Here is a 22170-nt window from a genome sequence, read left to right on the forward strand (position 1 = left end):
TTCCCGGTCCCCGCAATATAAAAGGCAGGCCAATCGGCCTGCCTCTTTTTTGTCGCGGTAGTGAAGATCGATCAGGGAGCGACAGCCATCCCGGTTGCCAGCGATTTCGCCGCCGCCTCGGCGAGCTTCAGCGCCTGAATGCCGTCGTCACCGCTGACGAGCGGCTTCGACTTGCCTTCCATGACCTCAAGGAAGTGTGCTGCTTCGGCCTTATACGCGCCTGCGTAACGCTCAAGGAAGAAATCAAGGAGCCGGGCGTCCGTCGTGCCTTTCACGCCAGAAATGCGCACGGTGTTCTCAAGCACGTTACCGGCCTGCGCCAGTCCGTCACTGCCATGCACCTCGATCCGCTGGTCATAGCCGTAAACGGCCCGGCGGCTGTTCGATATCTGGCAGATGCGCCCGGATGCAGTTTGCAGCGTCACGGCGGCGCTATCCACATCACCCTCAGCGCCGATCGCCGGATCGACAAGGCAGCTCGCGACCGCCGACACCAGCACCGGTTCCTCGCCCAGCAGCCAGCGGGCCATATCAAGGTCATGGATCATCATATCCTTGAAGAGGCCGCCACTGGTGGCAACATAGCTCGCCGGTGGCGGAGCCGAATCACGACTGGTGATCTGCACCATTTCCACTTTGCCGATGGAACCGCCATCGATGGCTTTCCGAAGGGCGGCAAATTGCGGGTCGAAACGCCGGTTGAAAGCCAGAAAGAGCGGCACACCCGCCTTTTTCACAGCTTCCACGGATTTCAGCGTGCGCTCCATATCCAGCGCCACCGGTTTTTCACAGAAAATTGCCTTGCCGGCGGCTGCCGCCTTTTCGATCAGGTCGGCATGGGTGCTGGTGGCACTGCAGATGGCAACCCCATGTACCGCAGGGTCTTTAAGCGCTTCTTCAAGGCTCGCCGGGCGGGCGCCAACTGCAGAAGCCAGCGCTTCTGCAGCCTCGGCTACCGGGTCCACCACATAGCGGACAGCCGCTCCTTTCAGGGCAGCAAAGTTGGATGCGTGAATGCGGCCGATACGGCCGGCACCGATCACGCAGACAGAATGGGTCATTAAGTGGTTCTCCTTACCCTCTAAATTTCACAAACAGAATATATATTCTTGACCTTCATATCAAACGGAATAATTATTCTGTTTAAGGAATCGCTATCATTCCTGTCGCCGACCGAGGGGGAAGGCTGCAGGAAGGACTGAGGGGACATCCGTTGACTGAACATATCACAAATCACAGGTCGGGATTCGATTTCGGCCTGACCCGTATAACCGACTTCCGCAATCCGGACGAACCCACAGGGATGGGCTTTGCCGTCCTGCGCCTGAAGGCCGGCGAAAGCCATTCGGAAACCTTCGCGCACGAACAGGCATGGCTGTTGATGCAAGGGGCTGCCAAGATCACCATCGGCGGTGAAACGCTCGACTGGTGGCGCGACAGCCTCTTTGACCAGCATGGTGGCTGCGTGCACGGCGCCAAGGGAACGAAAATTTCGATTGAGGCAGTCACCGACTGCGAATTCACGGTCTATGAATGCCCGAACGAGAAAAGCTTCCCGCTCGAAGTCTATGACCCAACGGAAGGTGCTGACGAGTTTCGGGGCAAGGGTCAGGTCGGTGGCGCATGCCTCAGGATCGTGCGGACCTTTTTCGACGACACCAACTCCTCGCCCGACGCCGAGCTGGTGCTTGGCGAGGTGGTCACCCTGCCCGGCCGCTGGTCGTCCTACCCCCCGCACTATCATGACCAGCCGGAAATCTATCACTACCGCTTCACCGATCCGCGCGGCTGGGGCCACGGCGAACTCGATGATGATGTACTGAAGCTGCGCCACGGCGACACCGTGCGCATTCTGGACGGCAAGACGCATGCGCAGGTCTCAGCCCCCGGCTACGGCATGTATTATGCCTGGGTGATCCGTCACCTGCCCGGCAACCGTTATGGCATTCCGACCTTCAAACCGGAACATGCCTGGACAATGGACAAGGATGCCCAGATCTGGCACCCGAAGGGACTCGACGAATGACGCCGCCCGTGAAGACACTGGATATCATCTGCCTCGGTCGCTCGAGCGTCGACCTTTACGGCGAACAGGTCGGCGGCCGGCTTGAGGACATGACGAGCTTTGCCAAATATGTCGGCGGCTGCCCCACGAACATTTCAGTGGGCACTGCGCGGATGGGCCTGAAAAGCGCCCTCCTCTCCCGCGTTGGCGACGAGCATATGGGCCGTTTCATCCGCGAAACGCTGATACGCGAAGGGGTCGATGTCTCGCATCTCCGCTCCGATCCCGACCGGCTGACAGCACTTGTCATCCTCGGCATCCGCGACAAGGAAACTTTTCCGCTGATCTTCTACCGCGAGAATTGCGCGGACATGGCCCTATGCGCCGATGATGTGGACGAGCCCTTCATTGCGTCCGCCAAGGTCGTGGTTGTCACCGGCACGCATATCTCGACACCCGGCACCCGCAGCGCCACGGACGCCGCCATCACCTTCGCCCGCCGCAACGGCACCAAAGTGGTGCTCGATATCGACTATCGCCCTGTCCTTTGGGGGCTGACCGGCAAGGGGCTCGGCGAGAATCGCTTTGTCGAATCGGAACGAGTGACTGAAACCCTGAGGGATATCCTGCCGCTTTGCGACGTGATCGTCGGCACGGAAGAAGAGTTTCACATCGCCGGTGGCTCCACCGATACGGTCGAGGCCTTGAAGGCGATCCGCAAACAGACCGGCGCCGTGCTCGTGCTGAAGCTCGGGGCCGACGGATGCGCCGTCTATACAGGTGACATTCCGACAAAGGTCGAAGGGGGGCTTGTCGTTCCGGGCTTTCCGGTCGAGGTTTTCAATGTGCTCGGCGCCGGTGATGCTTTCATGTCCGGCCTGATGCGCGGCTATGTGGCTGGGGCCGGCTGGTATGAATGCGGCCAGCTTGCCAACGCCTGCGGGGCGCTTGTCGTCTCCCGCCACGGCTGCGCCCCGGCGATCCCGAGCTACGCCGAGGCACTGACCTTCATCCGTGAGGGCAGCCCCGAATTCAGCTTGCGGAAGGATGCAGCGCTTGAACAGCTTCATTGGTCCAGCACCCGCACGCGGCGCTATGACGAGGTGCTTGCCTTCGCCTTCGATCACCGCAAGCAACTGCATGACATGGCAGAGGCTGAGAGCTTGGGCGAGGACAAGATCGCCGAATTCAAGCTCCTCTGCCTTGATGCCTTCAATAGCGTTCGCGAGAAACGCAACGGGCGCGGCCTCGGCATCCTTTGTGACGGGCGCTTCGGCGAAGATGCGCTTGCCAAGGCCAGCGGTACCGGCGCCTGGATCGGGCGGCCCATCGAGTTTCCGGGCTCACGTCCGCTTGCCTTCGAAGGCGGCCACAGCGTGATGGCGACGCTCCGCGAATGGCCGCAGGAACACTGCGTGAAATGCCTCGTCTTCTATCACCCGGACGATACGCCCGGCATGCTTCTGGAGCAGGACAGGCAGCTCAGGCGCCTTGCTGCCGCGAGCCGCGCCACGTCGCACGAACTGCTGGTGGAAGTGATCCCGCCCGCCTCGATGCCGCGCGACGGCAACACCATCGCCACCGCCATCGACCGCATCTACAAGCTTGGGATCTATCCGGACTGGTGGAAATTGCCGCCGCCGCTGGACGACCGTGAGTGGGATAATCTCGCCGGCATGATCGACAGCTACGACCCGAACTGCCGGGGTATCCTGCTTCTGGGGCTGGATGCCCCCGAGGAAGAGATCGCGGCCGCCATCGCACAGTCGGCGCGCCACGATATCTGCCGGGGCTTCGCGGTCGGCCGCACCATCTTCGGCGATGTGGCACGGCGCTGGTTCGCCCGACAGATCGATGACGACGCGGCAATCGCAGAGATAGCCGCGCGGTATGACCGTCTGATACAAGTCTGGGCAGAAGCACGCCCCACGATCACCGAACGCAAAGAGGCCATCGCATGACGACCATCCGGCTCACCGCAGGGCAGGCCCTCGCCCGCTACCTGACAGCCCAGATCAGCCTACTGGACGATGGCAGCGAGGCACCGCTTTTTGCCGGGGTCTTCGCGATCTTCGGCCACGGCAATGTGGCGGGGTTCGGTCAGGCGCTTGAAAGCGTGAAGGACATACTGCCAACGTTTCGGGCCCATAACGAACAATCGATGGCCCACACCGCCATTGCCTACGCGAAGGCCAACGCGCGCCGCCGGATGATGGCCTGCACCACATCGGTCGGCCCCGGCGCCACCAATATGGTGACGGCAGCGGCCCTCGCCCATGTCAACCGTCTGCCCGTCCTCCTGCTGCCCGGCGACACGTTCGCCAACCGGCGGCCGGATCCGGTGCTGCAACAGATCGAGAATTTCGGCGATCCCCTGATGGTCGCCAACGATTGCTTCCGCCCCGTCAGCCGATATTTCGACCGCATCACGCGGCCCGAACAGCTGATCACCAGCCTGCCGCAGGCCATGCGGGTGCTGACCGACCCAGCCGACTGCGGCCCGGTCACCCTGTGCCTGCCGGAAGACGTGCAGGCGGAGGCGTACGACTATCCCGCCGCCATGTTCGAGCCGCGCCGCCACCGGCTGCGCCGGCAAGGGCCCGACGCTCACGAACTGGCCGTTGCATCCTCCCTCGTTTCCTCAGCGAAGGCACCGCTGATCGTCGCGGGCGGCGGGGTTCACTATAGCGGTGCGTGCGAAGCCCTCGCTGCCTTCGCCGCCAAGCACGCAATCCCGGTCGCCGAAACGCAGGCGGGCAAAAGTGCGCTCGTCGACGATCACCCGTGTGCGGTAGGCGGCATCGGTGTCACCGGCACCGAAGCGGCCAACAGTTTCGCCCGCACGGCAGACGTTGTGCTGATGGTCGGCACCCGGCTTTCCGATTTCACTACCGGCTCACGCAGCCTCTTTGCCAATCCGGACGTGAAGTTCGTGTCATTGAATGTAGCAAGCTTCGACGCCATCAAGCACAGCGCCCAGCCGCTGGTGGCCGATGCCTTGCTGGGCCTTGAGGCCTTGGACGGTGCGATGACGACACCCGCAGGCAAGGATATCCGTGCCGCCGCCATCGCCAAGGCGAAGGCCGACTGGCTGAAGGCGGTGGAGCCCATCGTGACGGCGCAGCAGAACACTCTGCCGACCGACGCGCAGGTGCTTTCTGCCGTCAACGCGGTGGCAGGCCCGAGGGATATGGTCGTTGCCGCTGCCGGTGGCCTGCCGGGCGAACTGCACAAGCTTTGGCGCTCGAAAGGGGTTGGCACCTATCACCTTGAATATGGCTTCAGCTGCATGGGGTACGAGGTCGCAGGCGGCCTTGGCGTCAAGATGGCGCGACCGGACGGCGATGTGTTCGTGATGGTGGGTGATGGTTCATACCTCATGCATAATTCCGAACTCGCCACTTCCGTCCTGATGGGCCAGAAAATCATCCTGATACTTCTGGATAATGGCGGCTTCGGCTGCATCAGCCGGCTTCAGAACGCGACCACAGGCAGCGCCTTCAACAACCTCTTTGACGCCGGCACCCGGATCGACGGCGTACGGCCGGTGATAGATTTCGCGGCCCATGCCCGCGCCCTTGGCGCGATTGCCGAAAATGTACCTGACGTCTCGTCGCTCGCCGCCGCCATCGCCCGCGCCCGCGCGGCAGACAGGTCCAGCGTCCTCGTCCTTTCAACCGACCCCCGTGTCAGCACCGGCATCGGTGGCCACTGGTGGGATGTGCCGGTCATCGAGACGGGCGGCCATGACGGATACGAACAACGCCTTGACGAACACAAGGCACAACAGAGAAAGCAGAGAATAGATGGCTAACAAGGTCACTTTCGGGACAAACCCGATTGCCTGGTCCAACGATGACAAGCGCGAGCTTGGTGGCGCCACACCGCTTGAGGTTTGCCTCAGCGAAGCGGCCCTCGCCGGATACAGCGGGATCGAGCTTGGCCACAAGTTCCCCCGTCAGGCAGATGTGCTGCGGCCGATCCTTGCCGAACATGGACTGTCGCTGATTTCCGGCTGGTATTCGTCCGAACTCCTGCTGCGTTCGGTGGCCGACGAGAAGGCTGCGCTTGAGGCGCACCTTTCGCTGCTGGCTGATATGGGCTGCAAGGTCGTGGTCTGGGCCGAGACAACCAACTGCATCCACGGGCGCGAGGATGTTGCCCTCGGTGCCCGCCCGGTGATTGCGGAAGGCGACTGGAACCGCTTCTGCGATGGCCTCAGCGCCATGGGCGAGCATGTGGCCGCGCGCGGCCTGACACTTGCCTATCACCACCATATGGGCACCGTGATCGAAACCGAGGCCGAGATCGACCGGATGATGGCGGGTACTTCCGACAAGGTCGGCCTGCTTCTTGATACCGGGCACCTGACCTACGCGGGTGGCAGCCCGCTTGCCGTTGCCAAACGCCACGCCAGCCGCATTGCCCATGTCCATTGCAAGGATGTGCGGGCGGGCGTCCTCGCCGCTGCCAAGGCCGGCGACTGGAGCTTCCTCAAGGCCGTCACCGAAGGCGTCTTCACCGTGCCGGGCGACGGCATGGTCGATTACCCACCGGTGATGGATGTGCTGAAAGGCGCGGAATACGAAGGCTGGCTGGTTGTGGAGGCCGAACAGGACCCCGCCAAGGCCAATCCGCTTGAATATGCCCGCAAAGGCTATCAAGCGCTTGTCAAATACGCCAAGGATGCCGGGCTCGCATGAGCCCGGCCTTCGGGCACTCGCTTAAAGATCAATCCAGCGCCGTTCTTCGGCTGAAAGCAGCCAGGCATCGATGATGTCCTCGATTTCGCACGCCTTGTGTACGTCCACCGGCACTGGCGCACCTTCGGCAATCGCCTTCATCAGGCGGTTCACTTCGATCACCTTCAGGTCGTTATAGCCAAGGCCGTGACCGGGTGCGGGACAGAAGGGTGCGAAATCGGGGCAGGAACCATCCACCAGCAGCGTCTTGAAGCCGCGGCGGCCAACCGGCGCGCCGGCTTCATACAGCCGCAACTCGTTCATCCGCTCCTGATCGAACTCAACGCTACCTTTGGTGCCGACAATCTCAAACGCCAGCCCCTGCTTCTTGCCCTGCGCCACGCGACTGGATTCGAACACACCCATGGCGCCGCCTGCAAAGCGCACCATGGCGTGGCCCTGATCCTCGTTCTCGACCGCGCGGGAAGCGCCGCTCGCATCCTTGCGGGTCGGGATCACTGTCTGGATATCGCCAGCGATAACGGCCGCGGGCCCCACCAGATGCAGGGCCATGGAAATAAGGTGCGAGCCCATATCGCCGATTGTGCCACTGCCGGAAAGGGCGCGTGAACAACGCCAGCCGAACGGCACGTTCGGGTCGGCCATATAATCCTCGTTATGGCGCCCGCGAAAATGCACGATCTCGCCCAGCTCGCCGGCATCGATCATCGCCTTCAGCGTGCCGATCATCGGATTGCACAGATAATTGTAGCCGAGCATATGGACGAGATTCTTGCCCTTGAGGGCTGCCGCGATCTCCCGCGCTTCAGCGGCATCAAGTGCCAGCGGCTTTTCGATATAGACATGTTTGCCCGCTGCGATGGCCGCGAGCGCCATTTCCCGGTGCAGGCTGTTGGGCGTGGCAATCGCCACCACATCAACGTCCGGATCCGCCACCAGCGAACGCCAGTCACCGTAAGCCTTGCCGATATCAAGCCGGTGGGCAGCATCAGCCGCACGCGCGTCGCCGTCGTCCGCCACGGCCACACAAACCGGATTGGCAGGACCGCCAAACACGCTTGTATGTGTGCGATAGGCAATCGCATGCGTCTTGCCGATATAGCCGCTGCCGATAAGGCCGATCCTTATGTCTCTCAAGATTTCCCCTCCCCTTGGGACGCCCACACCATCGGAATGGTGGTTCCGGTATGAAAATTTACATTCTGAAATCAAAAGCAGCTAGTAAATTCTGAAACGGGAATTTAAATTCCATTGAAACGGCATTCAGGCGCAACCGGAGGCACAGACCGTATGACCAGCATGGAAAAAGGCCAGATCAAGGACGTCGACGGGTTCAACGCCTATCTCGCCAGCCGGTTCGACGGCCTCAGCAAGCAACTGAAGAAGATCGCCCGTTTCGTCCTCGATAACCCGATCGACACGGCGCTTGATACCGCCGCCGAAATCGCCGGAAAGATCGAGGTACAGCCTTCAAGTCTCATCCGTTTCGCGCAGGCACTGGGTTTTGACGGCTTTTCCGAAATCCAGCGCATCTTCCGGGGCGGCCTTGTGCAGCAACTGCCCGGTTACTCCGCCAACTATTCCCACCGGATCGAGAAACTGAAGGAAGGCACCGAAGACACGGCGTCGAGCGACCATCCGGTGCTGAACGTTTTCATCGATGCCAATATCGATGCCATCAATGCGCTTCGGGCCGATGCTACTGAGGCCAAGCTCAACGAAGCGGTCGGCTATATCAACAAGGCACGGCATGTGTATGTAGTGGGCCAGCGCCGGTCTTACCCTGTTGCCATCTATCTTTACTATATGATGCGCAATCTGGATGTGCCGACCTACCTTCTGGATGGTGTGGGCGGCCTCTTGCCTGAACAGGCCAACCAGATCGGCCCGGAAGATACCGTGATTGTTGTCACCTTCCCCAATTATTCGGATCAGGTGATCAGCATTGCCCACAAGGCTGCGGAAAACGGCGCCAAGGTCGTGGGGCTCACCGACCGTCTTGTCAGCCCCATCGTGAAACTGAGCGATGTCTATTTCCTTAGCGACAAGGTAGAGGTGAGTGGATTCCGTACCGTTGCCGGCACCATGTGCCTTGCCCAGGCGCTGATGATCGCGCTCGGCCTTGACCGCGAAACGGCAGGCGAAAACGCCTGACAGGAATCTGCCCCTCTTTGTCTTGACACCCCTTCGCAGTCAGAATAACAATTCTGATAATGCATGCAGATGGAATTTAAATTCATTTGTGATGCGTCATCTTCCTGGGGAGGGGGACCGATGCTGTCACTTGTATCATTCGTTGCTTTCACGGGGCTTGTTGCCCTCATCGCCTGGTGGAAAACCCGGCACGACCGAATGGAAACGTCCGACGCCTATTTCCTGGGCGGTCGCAGCCTCACGGGCTGGGTGATCGCCGGTTCCCTGATGCTCACGAACCTGTCGACCGAGCATCTGATCGGTCTCAATGCCGACGCCTTCAACCATACGATTGCCGTGATGGCATGGGAAACGACGGCCGCGCTCGCCATGGTGTTGACGGCTGTCTTCTTCCTGCCGCGGTACCTGCAGCGGGGCCTGACGACCATCCCGGAATTCCTCGCCTCGCGCTATGACGAAGGCACGCGGGTGATCGCCTCGGGCCTGTTCCTCTTTTCCTATATTCTTGCGATCCTGCCCGTTGTGCTGCTCTTTGGCGCCACCGGCCTTGAAAGCCTCTTCAGCGTGGCCGACACGTTCGGCATCTCGCAAACGGCCGCGATCTGGATGATGGTCTGGGGCGTGGGCACGCTCGGCTCGCTGTACGCCATCTTCGGCGGGCTCAAGGCGGTGGCCATCTCGGATACGGTAAACGGCGTCGGCTTCCTCATTGCGGGGCTCATGATCCCGCTGCTCGCCCTCATGATGATCGGCGATGGCAACCCGCTTGAAGGCCTCGCCACTGTTTACACGGAAGAACAGCCCAAATTCGATATCACCGGCGACGAGCCCGGCTCGTTCCTGCCGTTCGGCGTGCTGTTCACGGGCATGATCGTCAACCAGATCTTCTTCTGGTGCGTCAACCAGTCCATCGTGCAGCGGGCCCTTGGTGCCAAGAACCTTGCCGAAGGCCAGAAAGGCGTCCTGATCGCCGCAGCCCTCAAGCTGCTCGGGCCGTTTGTGATCGTCTTGCCCGGTGTCATCGCCTTTCACATGTTCAAGGATACGATTGCGCCTGAAAACTATCTGATGGCCTACCCGACCCTTGTGAAGGCCGTGCTGCCCGATGCCATGGTCGGCTTCTTCGCTGCCGTGATGGTCGGGGCGGTCCTCAGCACCTTCAACAGCGTGCTCAACAGTTCCGCCACCCTGTTCAGCCACGGCATCTACAAGACACTGATCCGCAGTGGCGCATCGGAACGTGATCTGGTGAAGGCTGGAAAGCTGTGCAGCGTCGTCCTTGCGCTCGCGGCCATGGCGATGGCGCCCCTGATCGATACCTCCGGCAGCCTTTTCAATTACCTGCAGAAGATCAACGCCACCTTCTTCGGCCCCATGCTTGCCGTCATCCTGCTCGGCCTGCTGACCCGCACTGTCACCGCTCGTGCTGCCCGCACCGGACTGATTGTAGGGCCGGTGCTTTTCTATCTGCTCGTCTTTGCCTTCGGGGCCGAGACGCAGGCAGCGGCACGCGCCCTGTTTGGCGTCACCGAAGACCTGCATTTCCTGCATTTCCTGGGGCTTGTCTTCGTGATCGTTACCCTGCTGATGGCCGCCGTAAGCCGGCTCATCCCCGGCGCCGCGCCCGTCGTTGCTGCGACGCAGGCCCCTGCCCCGGTTGACATGACACCCTGGCGGCACCTGAAGCTCGCGAGCATTGTCATCATAACCATCACACTCGTTTTCTATATCGCCCTAGCCCAATGAACCGGATCATGGAGAGAAAAATGCTGAGATCATCCCTGTTGCGTACCGCCGCCCTGTTGCCCCTGCTTGCGGCACCCGCCTGCGCCGCCGACAAGGATGCCGAGATCGGCTTCATAGCCTTTGGCGACAGCGGCTATCACCATGACTATATGGCCGCGAAGGAATACAAGAATCCCCTGAAAACGCTGGAGGAATTCATGGCCGCCGAAAAGGCGGATGCCGCCGAAGATTATCTGCCGCTTGAAAGCTTCCAGATGCCGCCCGCCTATTTCCACCCGGGCATCGGGGGCTATATCACAGCAAGCGGACAGGACGCGGTGGCCAGGGCCATGACCCGATACTGCGAAAAGGCGCTGTGCCAGTTCGCCACGCTCGCGGGCGACAATATCTACCCTGACGGCGCCACCGTCGGCGCCGACGGCAAGGATGACGCCAAGCGCTTTGAGGATATCTTTGCCATCCCCTATGCGGATTTCGGCAAGGATGTCGCGGATTTCAAAATCTATGCGGCGCTCGGCAACCACGACTGGAACACGTCCCGCGAGGGTGCCATGGCGCAGGTTGCCTATCTCGAAAAGTCACCGAAATTCTATATGGACGGCATCTTCTATCGCGTCAGCCCGCCCGCCACGAACGGCGAGGTCGAAATCTTTGTGATCGACACAGACGTGATGCTGGCAGGCCTCGAGGTACGCGAGGCCGAGCTCAACCCCGACGGCAGCGAAGTGAAAAACACGCCGATCGACCAGCCCGACGAATGGGTGAAGCCGGCAAACGACGCCGAACGCAACATGGCCAAATGGCTTGAAGAGGCGATGGCTTCCTCCACCGCCAAATGGAAGCTTGTGCTGGCTCACCATCCGCTCTGGTCGTCGGCCGGAGGCAAGTTCGAACAGGCCCGTGTGCTGCGCCGGGTCCTGCTGCCGACACTTTGCAAATATGCCGACGCCTATCTTTCGGGCCACGAGCATTCGATGGAACTGCATGAAACAAGCTGCACCGCTGCGACCGGCAACCCCGACGCCGAGCCGCTGCCTGAAATCCTTTCGGGAGCCGCCGCCAAACAGCGCCCGCTCAACCCCAATTTCATGGCCTATCAGGAAAAGACCTACCCTGAATACAAGCCCTATTACCGGCGTGGTATGGTCTGGGGTTTTGCGCATGTGAGCCTGAAGGGCGATGAGGCAAAAGTGACGGTCGTCGCGACCCCGAACGACGAAAGCGGCACCCCCGTTGAAGACTTCAGCTGGAGCTTCAAGAACAGGCCCTGATTGCCTGTCCGCCATTTCAAAACAAGCAGCCCGGACCTCCCGTCCGGGCTGTCTGCCTTCCTCCATCGATTCGAAATACAGCAAAATCAATCAATTGAGTAACTGGCGCCCACTGCCAGCACCCGAGATTCAATCATGCCAATGTCTGACAGGCCTTAATACCGCCGCAGCCCCACGCCCAGAGCTGGCGCCACTCCGGCTGGTGGTCAAATCACTTTGTTCTGCGGTGAGCCACTCGCAAACGCCTCGATATTCCGGATCGTCGTCTCGATAATCCGGGCCTTGGCTTCGCGGGTATTGAACGCGATATGCGGGGTAACGATCACATTGGGGAAGCGCAGCAGCACATGATTGGCGACGAGCGCCCTCAGATCGGGTGCCTTACTGCCTGCATCGGCCCGAAAAATCTGGGCTTCATCGCGGGTAAGGGGCTCCTCGGGCAAGACATCGAGCCCTGCCGCACCAACCCTTCCGCTTGCCAGGGCGCGGACAAGTGCCTCGGTGTCGACAACGTTGCCCCGCGCTGTATTGATCAGGACTCCGCCTTGCTTCATTTCGCCAAATTCTGCGTCTGATAGCAGGCCATGCGTATCGGCAGTGGCCGGCACATGAAGGCTGATGATATCCGAGATGCGCAGCAGATCCGGAAGGCTGCAATAGCGGAACCCCAACCGCGCCCCGCACGCGGGATCGGGCACTATATCATTGGCCACAACATCCATGCCGAAACCGCGCGCTATCTCGATGACCCGCCGGCCGATGCGGCCGACACCGACCACCCCCAGTGTCTTGCCGCGGAGGTCAAAACCGCAGGTGCCGACTTGCGAAAAATCGCCATGCCTTGTTCGCTCGGCGGCTTCGGGAATATGGCGAGCGAGCGCCAGGAGAAGCGCGAAACTATGCTCGGCAACGGTGTGGTCGCCGTAGTCCGGCACATTGCAGACGACAATTCCATGATCGCGCGCATAATTCATATCGATATGATCGAACCCGGTCGAGCGTGTGGCGATCAGCCGCAAGGACGGCATCTGGGCGAGGACATCTGCCGTCAGCCGCGAGTTGATGAAGGTTGTCACCACCTCGGCATCGGACGCGGTTGCCACCGTCCGCGCGTCAAGCATGCCGCGCTCACATCGCACATCATGCGACTGACCAAGACGCACACAGGCGTCTTCTTCCCATTCGTCGGTTTCGAAAACCCAGATCTTCATTCCGGAGGCCTTCCCTGTGCCGTCAGCCCATCCTGCAACGATCCGAAAGACGAACCATTGACCGGGATCAACAATCAAACCGCGCAGCCTTGATAGGCTGGGAACAGCCTTTCCAAGTGGAGCACGCCGGTGAACGATTGGCCCCGACATGGTCACATCAGCGGCCCCCTCGTGATCGTCGGATTCGGATCGATCGCGCAGGGTGTCTTGCCGCTCATCCTCCGGCACTTCCTCCTCGACCGGGATAACGTGACCATCGTCACCGCCGATGACCGCGGCGCGGACATTGCCCGTGCGGACGGTATCCGGCACATGATCGAGCCGATCGACCCCGACAACATGCGCGCTGTCCTCGCTCCTCTCTTCAATCGGCCGGGCGGTTTTCTGGTCAATGTGTCGGTGAATGTCTCGTCTACTGCGCTCGTCCATGGCGGCCTCCTTGCAGACATGCCGCATTTCGGGGGAGTACGGCTGACGGGGCGCAGTCTGACAGACCAGTTGGAAATGCCATTGATTGCGGTCAATGGCTGATCCTAATTTCTTCGTGATCAGGAGCCGCCGGGACGCTCGGCGATGATGCAAGGGAGAGAGGTTGGACGTGCAATGGCAGGACTGACCGGACCATGCGGTATAGTAGAGGCTCGCGAAACCTGATCCATGTCAGCTTCCTGTCAGCCAGATGAGGATATGGTGCTTCGCATGAAAAGCAGGTTCAACAGATTGATGGCGGCAGCCTTGGGCTGCCTTATCCTCGCAGCCGGTGCGCCGCCCCTCGCACACGCTGACCGCCATCATACCGAAAACCGCGACCAGCGGCAGGCGCGCGAGGCGCTGGCCCGCGGTGAGGTTATGCCGCTTGAGCGCATCCTTGCTCTTGTGCGGCCAAAGTTGCACGACGAAATCGTCGGCATCAAGTTCGAGGCTCATGACGGAGTCTGGTACTATGAATTCCGCACGGTCGATGCGCATGGCAGGCTCACCTATCACCATGCCGACGCCAGAACCGGTACCCTTGTGACGGTGGAGAACCATCCATGAGGGTCCTCCTTGTCGAAGATGACGATCGCATCGCCGCCGAGGTAGCCCTGGCCCTCCAAGGCGCCGGCTTCACTGTCGACAGGGAAGCCGACGGCGAGGAAGCCTGGTTCCGGGGCGACGTCGAGGATTACGACGCCGCCGTCCTTGACCTCGGCCTGCCGGGACTGGACGGACTGACGCTTTTACGCCGCTGGCGAGGTGCCGGACGCAGTTTCCCCATCCTGATCCTGACGGCGCGCGGGCGCTGGGCCGAACGCGTGGAGGGCATTGAAGCGGGCGCCGACGACTATCTGCCGAAGCCCTTCCACATGCCGGAACTGCTTGCACGGCTCAGGGCCATCCTGCGCCGTTCAACCGGGCATGCCGAGCCGGTCTTGGCCGTGGGGCCCGTCACGCTGGACCCGCGCCACCAGACGGTCAGGGTCGATGACCGCACGATCACCCTCACCCATCAGGAATATCGCATTCTTGCCTATCTCATGCACCATGCCGGGCGCGCCATCTCGCAGGGTGAACTTCTGGATCACCTGTATCCGGCCGACACGGAAACCAGTGAAAACACGATTGAAGTGCTGATCGGGCGCGTGCGCCGGAAGCTCGGCATAGACTTCATCCAGACCCGCCGCGGCTTTGGATATAGTGTCGGAGGGACCCAGCCATGAGCCTCCGATCCCTGCGCCTGCGCCTTCTGGCCTTTGCCGCCATTGCGATTGCCGGGGCGCTTGCCCTTGCAGCCCTTGGCCTTGCGGCCCTTTACGACCGCCATGTCGAACGGCGCATCCATGAAGAGCTTGCCACGTACCTGAGCCAGGTCTCGGGCGGCATCGAATTTGCCGAGGATGGCTCTTTCTCGCTGGGTGTACCGCTTGCAGACCCCCGTTTCGAAATTCCCCTCAGCGGCCTGTACTGGCAGATCGAGGATGATGAAATGGGACTGTCGCAACACTCGCGGTCCCTGTGGGACACCCGGATTGCCCTGCAGCCCGACCAGCTCGACGCCGGCACCGTTCACCGCCATTCGTTGCCCGGCCCCGGCGGTGCCACCCTCATTGTTCATGAGCGACGCATCGTTCTGCCGACCCTGACGGGGGACCGGTCCTTGCGCATTGCCATCGCCCTCGATCATGCCGACCTTACAACAGCCCGTAATGCTTTTGCCGCCGATCTCACGCCCTCGCTGGCGCTTCTGGGATTTGTCCTGTTCGCGGCGGTATGGCTGCAGGTCTCCATGGGCCTGCGCCCCCTCGCCGCGCTCAGGAAAGGGATTGCCGCCATCCGGACGGGGGAAAGCGAACGCCTGTCCAGCGACCAGCCGGACGAGGTCCTGCCGCTGGTAGAGGAGGTGAACACACTCCTCGATGCGCAAGAAGAAACAGTACGCCGCGCCAAGGCGCGGGCCGGCGATCTTGCCCACGGCCTGAAAACGCCGCTGACCATCCTGCAAGGCGATGCCGACCGGCTTCGCAAACAGGGAGAAGTCGCGATTGCCGGGGAAATCGATCAGGTCATCGACACCATGCGCCGGCATGTCGACCGGGAACTGGCGCGCACCCGGCTTGCCGGGGCTGGTGTCCGCACCTCCACGCCCTGCGACGTGCGCACCATGGTTGACCGGCTGGTTCGCACGCTCGAACGCTCCCCCGAAGGGAGTATGCGCCGATGGGAGATCCGCGTCCCCGACCGGCTGACGGTCAGGATGGAGCCCGACGATCTTGCCGAACTTCTGGGAAACCTTCTCGACAATGCCGTCAAATGGGCAACCCGGTCCGTCTCCGTCGAAGGCAGCCGGCATGACGCTTCCGGCCCGGTTGTCGTCACCATTCGCGACGATGGACCCGGCGTGCCCGAGGACGCCCTGCTGAAACTTGGCGAACGCGGCTTGCGGCTCGATGAAACGGCTCCCGGCAACGGCCTTGGCCTTGCCATCGCACGGGACATTCTGGCCGCCTACGGCGGCACAATGACGCTGACCAATATCCCCGAAGGCGGCCTTGAAGCACGGCTGGAACTGCCCGCCTCCCCCCTCCCTTCCCGCACAGAGGACTAAACCCATGTTCCGACCCCTGTTGATCGCCACGAGCGTTTTCATGATGGCCGCACCAACAGTACATAGTGCACAGATCGCCATATCCGACGCACAGGCATCCCGCCTCGGTATCGTGACCGCCAAAGCAACGGTCGGCGACAGGCAAACGCTCGCCACCCTGCCCGGACGGGTCACCCTGCCGCAGGACGGCGCACATCTGGTTGCCGCTGCATATGCGGGTACCGTGCGCCGCTATATCGCGCTTGAGGGGGCTGCCGTCCTCAAGGGCACGCCGATCCTGTCTGTCGAAAGTCCCGACTATCTGGCAGCGAAGGCAGCACTCGCCGAACAGAAGGCCCTTTATGGCAAGGCTCAGGCTGCAGCAAAACGCGCGCGCCTTCTCGCGGATGAAGGCATCGGGGCTCTCGCCCTGGCCGAAGCAGCCGAGGCCGAGGCCCACGCCGTCAAGGCGATGGTCACGTCCCTGCAGGACCGCCTCGCTCGCGTTCAGCCCGACCCGGAAACGCCGGGCGCCTATCTCTTGACTGCGCCGCTTGAAGGCACGCTCGGGAGCCTGCCGTTCGCCCCTGGCATGCAGATTGCCGCGTCGGACATTGCAGCAACCCTGACCACGGGCAGCGCCTTCTGGGTTGAGGCAAATCTGCCGGCCTCCCTGATCGGTAACATGGCACCCGGCCAGCAGGTCGAGGTTGAACCGGGTGGAGGAACCGCGACAGTCCTTTCTGTTGGTCGGACAATTGATCCGGAAAGCCGCGCCGCAACGCTTCGGGCGCGGCTCGATGACGCCACCCGCCTCGCCCCCGGCATGCTTGTGCGGATAACGATATATGCAGCACCCGCAGGGAACAGCGTGAACGTGCCACGCGCCGCCCTCATTCGCCTTGACGGGCAGGACAATGTCTTTGTCCTGCGCGACGGCGGATTTGAGCCCGTCCCGGTGACCATTCTGGCCCGAGGTGCTGAAGCTGCTTCGGTCACGGGTCCGATCGCGGAAGGCGACCAACTCGCCGTAGGCGGACTTACGGAACTCAAGGCACTCGCGCTGGCGGGGGAATGACATGCTGAGCCGTCTTGTCGAATTTGCGCTGGCACAGCGCCTTCTGGTCATCGTGCTTGCCGTTCTGGTGGCGGCAGCAGGTGGCTACGCCTTCTCGAAACTGCCGATCGATGCCTTCCCTGATATTTCACCCACGCAGGTGAAGCTGATCCTGAAGGCGCCGGGCATGACGCCCGAGGAAGTGGAACAGCGCGTGAATGTTCCGCTCGAGATGGAACTTCTCGGCATACCGCGACAGACGGTCCTGCGTTCCATCGCCAAATATGCCATTGCCGATGTCACCATCGATTTCGAGGAAGGCACCGATGTCTATTGGGCCCGTCAGCAGGTTGCCGAACGCTTCGCCGGTGTCGCGGATATCCTGCCCGCCACGGTAACCGGGGGTCTTGCCCCGATATCGACCCCGCTTTCCGATGTTTTCATGTTCACGGTGGAGAGCGACACGCTGAGCCTCGCCGAGCGCCGCACCCTGCTTGACTGGGTCATCCGCCCGGCTCTGCGGACCCTGCCAGGGGTCGCCGATGTGAACGCCCTTGGCGGACGGGTCCGCACCTTCGAGGTCGTCCCTGATAATGACGCCCTCGTGGCCGCCGGCCTGTCCGCATCCGACCTCCGGCGTGCGATCGAGGCAGCCAATAGCAATGACGGCGCCGGCCGCATCAGTGAAGGCGAGGAAGGCCTGATCGTTCGCTCGGTCGGGGCCATTGCCTCACTCGAGGACCTCGGGGCAATCGTTGTTGCCGCCGACGAACATCGCACACTGCGGGTGGCAGACCTCGCATTGGTACGCACCGGTGCGCTTACCCGCTACGGGGCCGTCACGCGAGACGGCAAGGGTGAAGCGGTTGAAGGGCTGGTGATTGCCCTGCGCGGCGCCGATGCCCGTCAGGTGGTGGATGGCGTCAAGGCGCGCCTTGCAGAACTGGCCCCGAGCCTGCCCGAGGGCGTGACGATCGACGTTTTCTACGACCGCTCGGAACTGATCGACCGTGCGGTTGGAACGGTGACGAAAGCACTGATGGAAGCCACGGTCCTTGTCGTCCTGCTGCTGCTCGTATTCCTTGGCAATGTGAGGGCCGCTGTCGTGGTGGCCGTGACCCTGCCCTTCGCTGCCCTCATCACCTTCCTGATGATGAAGGCCACCGGGCTGACGGCCAATCTCATGAGCCTTGGCGGACTGGCAATTGCCATTGGCATGCTCGTGGACGCTGCTGTTGTCGTGGTTGAAAACACGGTGGAACAACTGGCCCATCATGACGAAAACAGCCGGGTGCCCGTCCTGCACCGCGTATACCGTGCCGCCAGCGAAGTGGCGTTGCCCGTGGCTTCCGGCATCGCGATCATCTGCCTTGTCTTCGTTCCGCTCCTCACCCTGCAAGGCCTTGAAGGCAAGCTGTTCGCGCCGGTAGCCCTCACCATCGTTTTCGCGCTTGCAGGATCGCTTCTGTTGTCCTTCACGCTGATCCCGGTCCTGTCGTCGTTTGCCCTGAAGGCAGGTGCTCATGCCGATCCATGGCTGATGCGCAAACTGCTGCCCCTATACCGCAAGCTGCTTGACCGGGTGCTGGACCGTCCGCTGCCGATCTATATCGTGGCGGGCGCGGCCATCCTGTCTGCCGTGCTGGCTTACGGCGCTGTCGGCAAGACCTTCATGCCGACCATGGACGAAGGCGCCATCCTGTTGCAGACAGCCAAGTTGCCATCGGTGAATGTCGACAAAAGCACACGAGGCGATCTTGCGGTCCAGCAAGCCCTGCTTGCCAACGTCCCGGAGATTGACAGTATGATTTCGCGACTTGGATCGGACGAGCTTGGCCTCGACCCGATGGGCCTGAATGAAACCGATGCCTTCCTTTCACTCAAACCGCGCGAGGAATGGCGGGTGCAGGACAAAGCATGGCTGACCGACCAGATCCGTGCCGTGATGCACGACTTCCCGGGCTTCGACATTGCCTTCACCCAACCCATCGAGATGCGCGTATCGGAGATGTTGACGGGCAGTCGCGGTGATCTGGCGATCAAGATTTTCGGCCCCGATCTCGACACGCTTGGTGCACTTGCCGAGAAGATCAGTGCGATTGTCACAGGCGTGCCCGGTGCCGCTGAAGTGATCACCGTCGCCAACGACAGTGTCGAATATCTCGAAGTCGACCTCGACCGGATTGCCGCCGGCAGCCTTGGCCTCGGCCTTGCCGACATTCAGGAAGAAATGCGCGCCCAACTGGAAGGCGTCCCGGCCGGGTATGTGATCGAACCCGGCCGCCGCACGCCAATTGTCATCCGCGGGGACGACAGCCTGACTGAACGCCCCGAACTTTTCGGCGAACACCGGCTGGCCACCCCGGATGGTGGCTCCGTCCGACTGGCGGATATTGCCGCAATCACCATGCCCGAAGGCAAGGTGAAGATCGACCGCGAGAACGCATCCCGCTTTGCCGTCATTCAGGCCTATGTCAGTGGCCGCGACCTCGTCGGCTTCGTAGAGGAGGCGCAGGCCGCGGTCGCGAGCGGGGTTGAACTCCCCGCCGGATACCGGCTCGTATGGGGTGGGCAGTTTGAAAACCAGGCGCGGGCGGCGGCCCGGCTTGCCATTGTGATACCACTGGCCCTAGCCCTGATCTTCTTCGTGCTTTTTGCCACGCTGCGGTCGGTACGCCAATCCGCCCTTATCCTTGCGAACATCCCGTTCGCCCTCGTCGGCGGGATTTTCGGCCTCTGGGTTGCTGGTGAATATCTTTCTGTCCCCGCATCGGTCGGTTTTATCGCTCTCCTCGGCATTGCGGTGCTGAACGGGCTGGTGCTGGTCGCCCATTTCAACCAGCTTTCGGCCCTTGGTCTTGGGGCGCGCGATGTTGTGTTCGAAGGCGCCCAGCGCCGCCTCCGGCCCGTACTGATGACAGCCAGCATCACGGCATTCGGCCTTATCCCGCTTCTCTTTGCCACGGGGCCGGGCTCTGAAATCCAGCGGCCGCTCGCCATCGTGGTGATCGGCGGGCTCCTGACCTCGACCCTTCTCACCCTTTTCCTGCTGCCGGTCCTGTTCCGCCGGTTCGGTCAGGAAAAAACCAAGCCGGAAGGAGGCGCAGCATGAGCACCAAGCTGCTGAAACTCGTTCTCGTATGCCCGGCAGAGCTTGGCGATGCGATGGCGGAAACACTGCTCGACCATCAACCCGCCCTGCCCGGCTTCACCACCTTCACAGCGGACGGCCACGGCCTGACCTTCGATACCGCCAGCATGGCCGAACGGGTTCGGGGCCGTGTCGAGCGCCGCGTTTTCTGGCTGGTCCTGAAAGCCGACGACGTGCCCGCCCTCATCGAATGGCTTTCCGGCCGCATCCGCCATCCGCAGCTTATTCACTGGACCGAACCGGTTCTGGATTTCGGACATCTGTCATGAAACGCATCGCGCTTATCCTCGCCCTCGCAGCATCCACCAGCCCCGCCTTTGGTGACGACCGGCTGGTCGCACCCTTCCTGCCACCCGAACATCTCGTCCTCGAGGTCATCGCCAACCATCCCATGGTCACGGCAGCGGAAGCCCGCTTCACCGAATCACGGGCCGAAGCCAAGCTCAGGAAGGTGGGCGATCACGATACGCTGGTGTCGGCGTCCTTCGCGCGGCGTGATACGAGATACGACGGCAATTTCACCGAGTGGGACAGCACGATCAGCCGCGGCATCCGCCTGCCCGGCAAAGCGAAGCTGGACCGCGAGATCGGCGCGCTCGGCATCGAGGTTGCCGACAACAATCTGGATGACGCCCGGCACCAGACAGCGCTTCTCCTGAAGAACCACTGGTTCGAGTGGCTGGAGGCTGCTTCAATGGAAGCAATCGACCGCGCAGCCCTTGCAACATGGCAGCAGGAGCTTGCTGCCGTTCGGCGCAAGGCTGAAGTCCGGGAAGCAGCGATGCTCGACATTCAGGAGATAAGTGCGGCCTTGGCCGGCGCGGAGGCCGAACTGCTGGCAAGCAGCGCCCGGCTTGAGGAAACCCGTTCGGCCCTTCTGTTGATGTTCCCGAACCTGCCACTTCCAGCGACCGCACCTGAACTTACCTCGCCCCAGGCTGTTCCTCTTGATAGCGGCTACTGGCGCGACCTTATCCTCAGCCGCAGTCACGAACTCAAGGCCGCGGAGCGGGAAGCAGCCCGCCAGATGACGGTGGCGCGCCGCAGCAAGCAGGACCGGCTGCCCGATCCCACCGTCGGCGTCCGGCTGTTCAGCGAGCGCGGCGGCGAGGAAAGCGGTGTTGGGCTCGTCGTCTCCATGCCCTTCGGCTTTGGCCGCCGGGCGGCGATCAGCGACATCGACCGGGCTCGCGCCCTGACGGCGGAGGCACAATCACTCCAGGTCCGGCGGGAAATCGAGCTCGTGGCTGACCGCGATGTAAGGCAAGCGGCCTCGGCTTTCACCGTTTGGGAACGCGCAGCAGAATCGCTCGGCATGGCGCAGGCCGTGACCGCCAAGATACGCCGGGCCCGCGAACTCGGCGACCGCTCGCTCACGGATGTCCTACGAACCGTCCGCCAGGAGCAGATGGCCGCCCGCACCGAACTTCTCGCCCGCGCCCGCGCCCACGACACCCGCACCCAACTGATGATAGACGCCCACGAACTCTGGATTACGCCACACGAGGAATGACAGAAAAGAAACGCAGGAAATGCCCGTTGACCATGGTCCACCCCGCCTCGTCAAAGGCTCACGAAAGAAGAATGCCTCAACAAAATTAGTAATTTAAATTGATTGACGCCCGCGGCCAGCGCCGGATTCTTAATGATATCAATGCATTACAAGCGATTGGCACAAGTTTGGCGCCAGAATTTTGTAACTATTTGCGCGACATCTGAGACAACGACGCACCACATACTATCCTTTATGAGATATGTCAGTTCAGTTCGCGGGCCAGCTATCAGCGTTAGAAGCACAATATCCTCCC

At 61.8% G+C, this 22170-nt stretch carries 18 protein-coding genes; 15 read left to right on the plus strand and 3 right to left on the minus strand.

What is annotated here, in order from left to right:
• Window positions 1–71 precede the first annotated feature (71 nt).
• Window positions 72–1061, minus strand: a complete 990-nt coding sequence (gene iolG / locus OU694_RS07335; RefSeq protein WP_308910326.1) for an inositol 2-dehydrogenase — start codon at window positions 1059–1061, stop codon at window positions 72–74.
• A 152-nt stretch (window positions 1062–1213) separates the two neighbouring features.
• On the opposite strand from iolG, the gene OU694_RS07340 reads away from it, so the two are divergent.
• Genes OU694_RS07340 through iolE form a run of 4 tightly spaced genes read left to right on the plus strand, consistent with a single transcriptional unit; the run spans window position 1214 to window position 6708 of the window.
• Window positions 1214–2026, plus strand: coding sequence for a 5-deoxy-glucuronate isomerase (locus OU694_RS07340; RefSeq protein WP_308910327.1), 813 nt, complete (start codon window positions 1214–1216; stop codon window positions 2024–2026).
• The gene (locus tag OU694_RS07345; RefSeq protein WP_308910328.1) at window positions 2023–3966 is read left to right on the plus strand and encodes a bifunctional 5-dehydro-2-deoxygluconokinase/5-dehydro-2-deoxyphosphogluconate aldolase; all 1944 of its coding nucleotides are present in this window, start codon (window positions 2023–2025) and stop codon (window positions 3964–3966) included. The genes OU694_RS07340 and OU694_RS07345 overlap by 4 nt, the downstream gene beginning before the upstream one ends.
• Window positions 3963–5819 carry a 3D-(3,5/4)-trihydroxycyclohexane-1,2-dione acylhydrolase (decyclizing) gene (iolD, locus tag OU694_RS07350; RefSeq protein WP_308910329.1) on the plus strand — a complete coding sequence of 619 codons (1857 nt, stop codon included), beginning with the start codon at window positions 3963–3965 and terminating at the stop codon, window positions 5817–5819. The genes OU694_RS07345 and iolD overlap by 4 nt, the downstream gene beginning before the upstream one ends.
• Window positions 5812–6708 carry a myo-inosose-2 dehydratase gene (gene iolE, locus OU694_RS07355; protein WP_308910330.1) on the plus strand — a complete coding sequence of 299 codons (897 nt, stop codon included), beginning with the start codon at window positions 5812–5814 and terminating at the stop codon, window positions 6706–6708. Before iolD ends, iolE begins: the two co-directional genes overlap by 8 nt.
• Before the next feature lie 21 nt (window positions 6709–6729).
• Here the strand turns inward: iolE and OU694_RS07360 are convergent, their stop codons facing one another.
• Window positions 6730–7845 (minus strand): Gfo/Idh/MocA family protein, encoded by a 1116-nt coding sequence (locus tag OU694_RS07360; RefSeq protein ID WP_308910331.1) that lies wholly within the window; start codon window positions 7843–7845, stop codon window positions 6730–6732.
• Window positions 7846–7998: 153 nt separating this feature from the next.
• Here OU694_RS07360 and OU694_RS07365 point away from each other — a divergent pair, with 153 nt between their 5' ends.
• The 3 genes from OU694_RS07365 (at window position 7999) to OU694_RS07375 (ending at window position 11879) form a co-directional block, all read left to right on the plus strand.
• Window positions 7999–8862, plus strand: coding sequence for a MurR/RpiR family transcriptional regulator (locus OU694_RS07365; RefSeq protein WP_308910332.1), 864 nt, complete (start codon window positions 7999–8001; stop codon window positions 8860–8862).
• 120 nt (window positions 8863–8982) lie between these two features.
• Window positions 8983–10608 carry a solute:sodium symporter family transporter gene (locus OU694_RS07370; protein WP_308910333.1) on the plus strand — a complete coding sequence of 542 codons (1626 nt, stop codon included), beginning with the start codon at window positions 8983–8985 and terminating at the stop codon, window positions 10606–10608.
• A gap of 20 nt (window positions 10609–10628) precedes the next feature.
• Window positions 10629–11879 carry a metallophosphoesterase gene (locus OU694_RS07375; protein ID WP_308910334.1) on the plus strand — a complete coding sequence of 417 codons (1251 nt, stop codon included), beginning with the start codon at window positions 10629–10631 and terminating at the stop codon, window positions 11877–11879.
• A gap of 206 nt (window positions 11880–12085) precedes the next feature.
• On the opposite strand, the gene OU694_RS07380 is transcribed toward OU694_RS07375, so the two are convergent.
• A complete protein-coding gene (locus OU694_RS07380) occupies window positions 12086–13090 on the minus strand; it encodes a hydroxyacid dehydrogenase (RefSeq protein WP_308910335.1) in 1005 nt (334 codons plus the stop codon).
• A gap of 129 nt (window positions 13091–13219) precedes the next feature.
• Here OU694_RS07380 and OU694_RS07385 point away from each other — a divergent pair, with 129 nt between their 5' ends.
• From OU694_RS07385 to OU694_RS07420, 8 genes are all read left to right on the plus strand, one after another.
• Window positions 13220–13621 (plus strand): saccharopine dehydrogenase NADP-binding domain-containing protein, encoded by a 402-nt coding sequence (locus OU694_RS07385; protein ID WP_308910336.1) that lies wholly within the window; start codon window positions 13220–13222, stop codon window positions 13619–13621.
• Window positions 13622–13789: 168 nt separating this feature from the next.
• On the plus strand, window positions 13790–14128 hold the full coding sequence (locus OU694_RS07390) for a PepSY domain-containing protein (RefSeq protein ID WP_308910337.1): 339 nt from the start codon (window positions 13790–13792) through the stop codon (window positions 14126–14128).
• Window positions 14125–14790 (plus strand): response regulator transcription factor, encoded by a 666-nt coding sequence (locus tag OU694_RS07395; protein WP_308910338.1) that lies wholly within the window; start codon window positions 14125–14127, stop codon window positions 14788–14790. The genes OU694_RS07390 and OU694_RS07395 overlap by 4 nt, the downstream gene beginning before the upstream one ends.
• On the plus strand, window positions 14787–16175 hold the full coding sequence (locus OU694_RS07400) for a sensor histidine kinase (protein WP_308910339.1): 1389 nt from the start codon (window positions 14787–14789) through the stop codon (window positions 16173–16175). The genes OU694_RS07395 and OU694_RS07400 overlap by 4 nt, the downstream gene beginning before the upstream one ends.
• 4 nt (window positions 16176–16179) lie before the next feature.
• Window positions 16180–17232, plus strand: coding sequence for an efflux RND transporter periplasmic adaptor subunit (locus OU694_RS07405; protein WP_308910340.1), 1053 nt, complete (start codon window positions 16180–16182; stop codon window positions 17230–17232).
• 1 nt (window position 17233) lies between these two features.
• Complete coding sequence (locus OU694_RS07410; protein ID WP_308910341.1) at window positions 17234–20323, plus strand: efflux RND transporter permease subunit; 3090 nt, start codon at window positions 17234–17236, stop codon at window positions 20321–20323.
• On the plus strand, window positions 20320–20631 hold the full coding sequence (locus OU694_RS07415) for a DUF3240 family protein (protein WP_308910342.1): 312 nt from the start codon (window positions 20320–20322) through the stop codon (window positions 20629–20631). Before OU694_RS07410 ends, OU694_RS07415 begins: the two co-directional genes overlap by 4 nt.
• Window positions 20628–21875, plus strand: a complete 1248-nt coding sequence (locus OU694_RS07420) for a TolC family protein (RefSeq protein ID WP_308910343.1) — start codon at window positions 20628–20630, stop codon at window positions 21873–21875. The genes OU694_RS07415 and OU694_RS07420 overlap by 4 nt, the downstream gene beginning before the upstream one ends.
• The last annotated feature ends 295 nt before the right edge of the window (window positions 21876–22170 follow it).

The sequence above is a fragment of the Pseudokordiimonas caeni genome (assembly GCF_026719705.1).
Classification (GTDB): domain Bacteria; phylum Pseudomonadota; class Alphaproteobacteria; order Sphingomonadales; family Kordiimonadaceae; genus Gimibacter; species Gimibacter caeni.

What these genes read in the sequence shown, in the direction of transcription:
- iolG (WP_308910326.1), bottom strand. Translation starts at nt 1,061, where the DNA reads ATGACCCATTCTGTCTGCGTGATCGGTGCCGGCCGTATCGGCCGCATT.
- OU694_RS07345 (WP_308910328.1), top strand. Translation starts at nt 2,023, where the DNA reads ATGACGCCGCCCGTGAAGACACTGGATATCATCTGCCTCGGTCGCTCG.
- iolD (WP_308910329.1), top strand. Translation starts at nt 3,963, where the DNA reads ATGACGACCATCCGGCTCACCGCAGGGCAGGCCCTCGCCCGCTACCTG.
- iolE (WP_308910330.1), top strand. Translation starts at nt 5,812, where the DNA reads ATGGCTAACAAGGTCACTTTCGGGACAAACCCGATTGCCTGGTCCAAC.
- OU694_RS07365 (WP_308910332.1), top strand. Translation starts at nt 7,999, where the DNA reads ATGACCAGCATGGAAAAAGGCCAGATCAAGGACGTCGACGGGTTCAAC.
- OU694_RS07370 (WP_308910333.1), top strand. Translation starts at nt 8,983, where the DNA reads ATGCTGTCACTTGTATCATTCGTTGCTTTCACGGGGCTTGTTGCCCTC.
- OU694_RS07375 (WP_308910334.1), top strand. Translation starts at nt 10,629, where the DNA reads ATGCTGAGATCATCCCTGTTGCGTACCGCCGCCCTGTTGCCCCTGCTT.
- OU694_RS07380 (WP_308910335.1), bottom strand. Translation starts at nt 13,090, where the DNA reads ATGAAGATCTGGGTTTTCGAAACCGACGAATGGGAAGAAGACGCCTGT.
- OU694_RS07390 (WP_308910337.1), top strand. Translation starts at nt 13,790, where the DNA reads ATGAAAAGCAGGTTCAACAGATTGATGGCGGCAGCCTTGGGCTGCCTT.
- OU694_RS07395 (WP_308910338.1), top strand. Translation starts at nt 14,125, where the DNA reads ATGAGGGTCCTCCTTGTCGAAGATGACGATCGCATCGCCGCCGAGGTA.
- OU694_RS07400 (WP_308910339.1), top strand. Translation starts at nt 14,787, where the DNA reads ATGAGCCTCCGATCCCTGCGCCTGCGCCTTCTGGCCTTTGCCGCCATT.
- OU694_RS07405 (WP_308910340.1), top strand. Translation starts at nt 16,180, where the DNA reads ATGTTCCGACCCCTGTTGATCGCCACGAGCGTTTTCATGATGGCCGCA.
- OU694_RS07410 (WP_308910341.1), top strand. Translation starts at nt 17,234, where the DNA reads ATGCTGAGCCGTCTTGTCGAATTTGCGCTGGCACAGCGCCTTCTGGTC.
- OU694_RS07415 (WP_308910342.1), top strand. Translation starts at nt 20,320, where the DNA reads ATGAGCACCAAGCTGCTGAAACTCGTTCTCGTATGCCCGGCAGAGCTT.
- OU694_RS07420 (WP_308910343.1), top strand. Translation starts at nt 20,628, where the DNA reads ATGAAACGCATCGCGCTTATCCTCGCCCTCGCAGCATCCACCAGCCCC.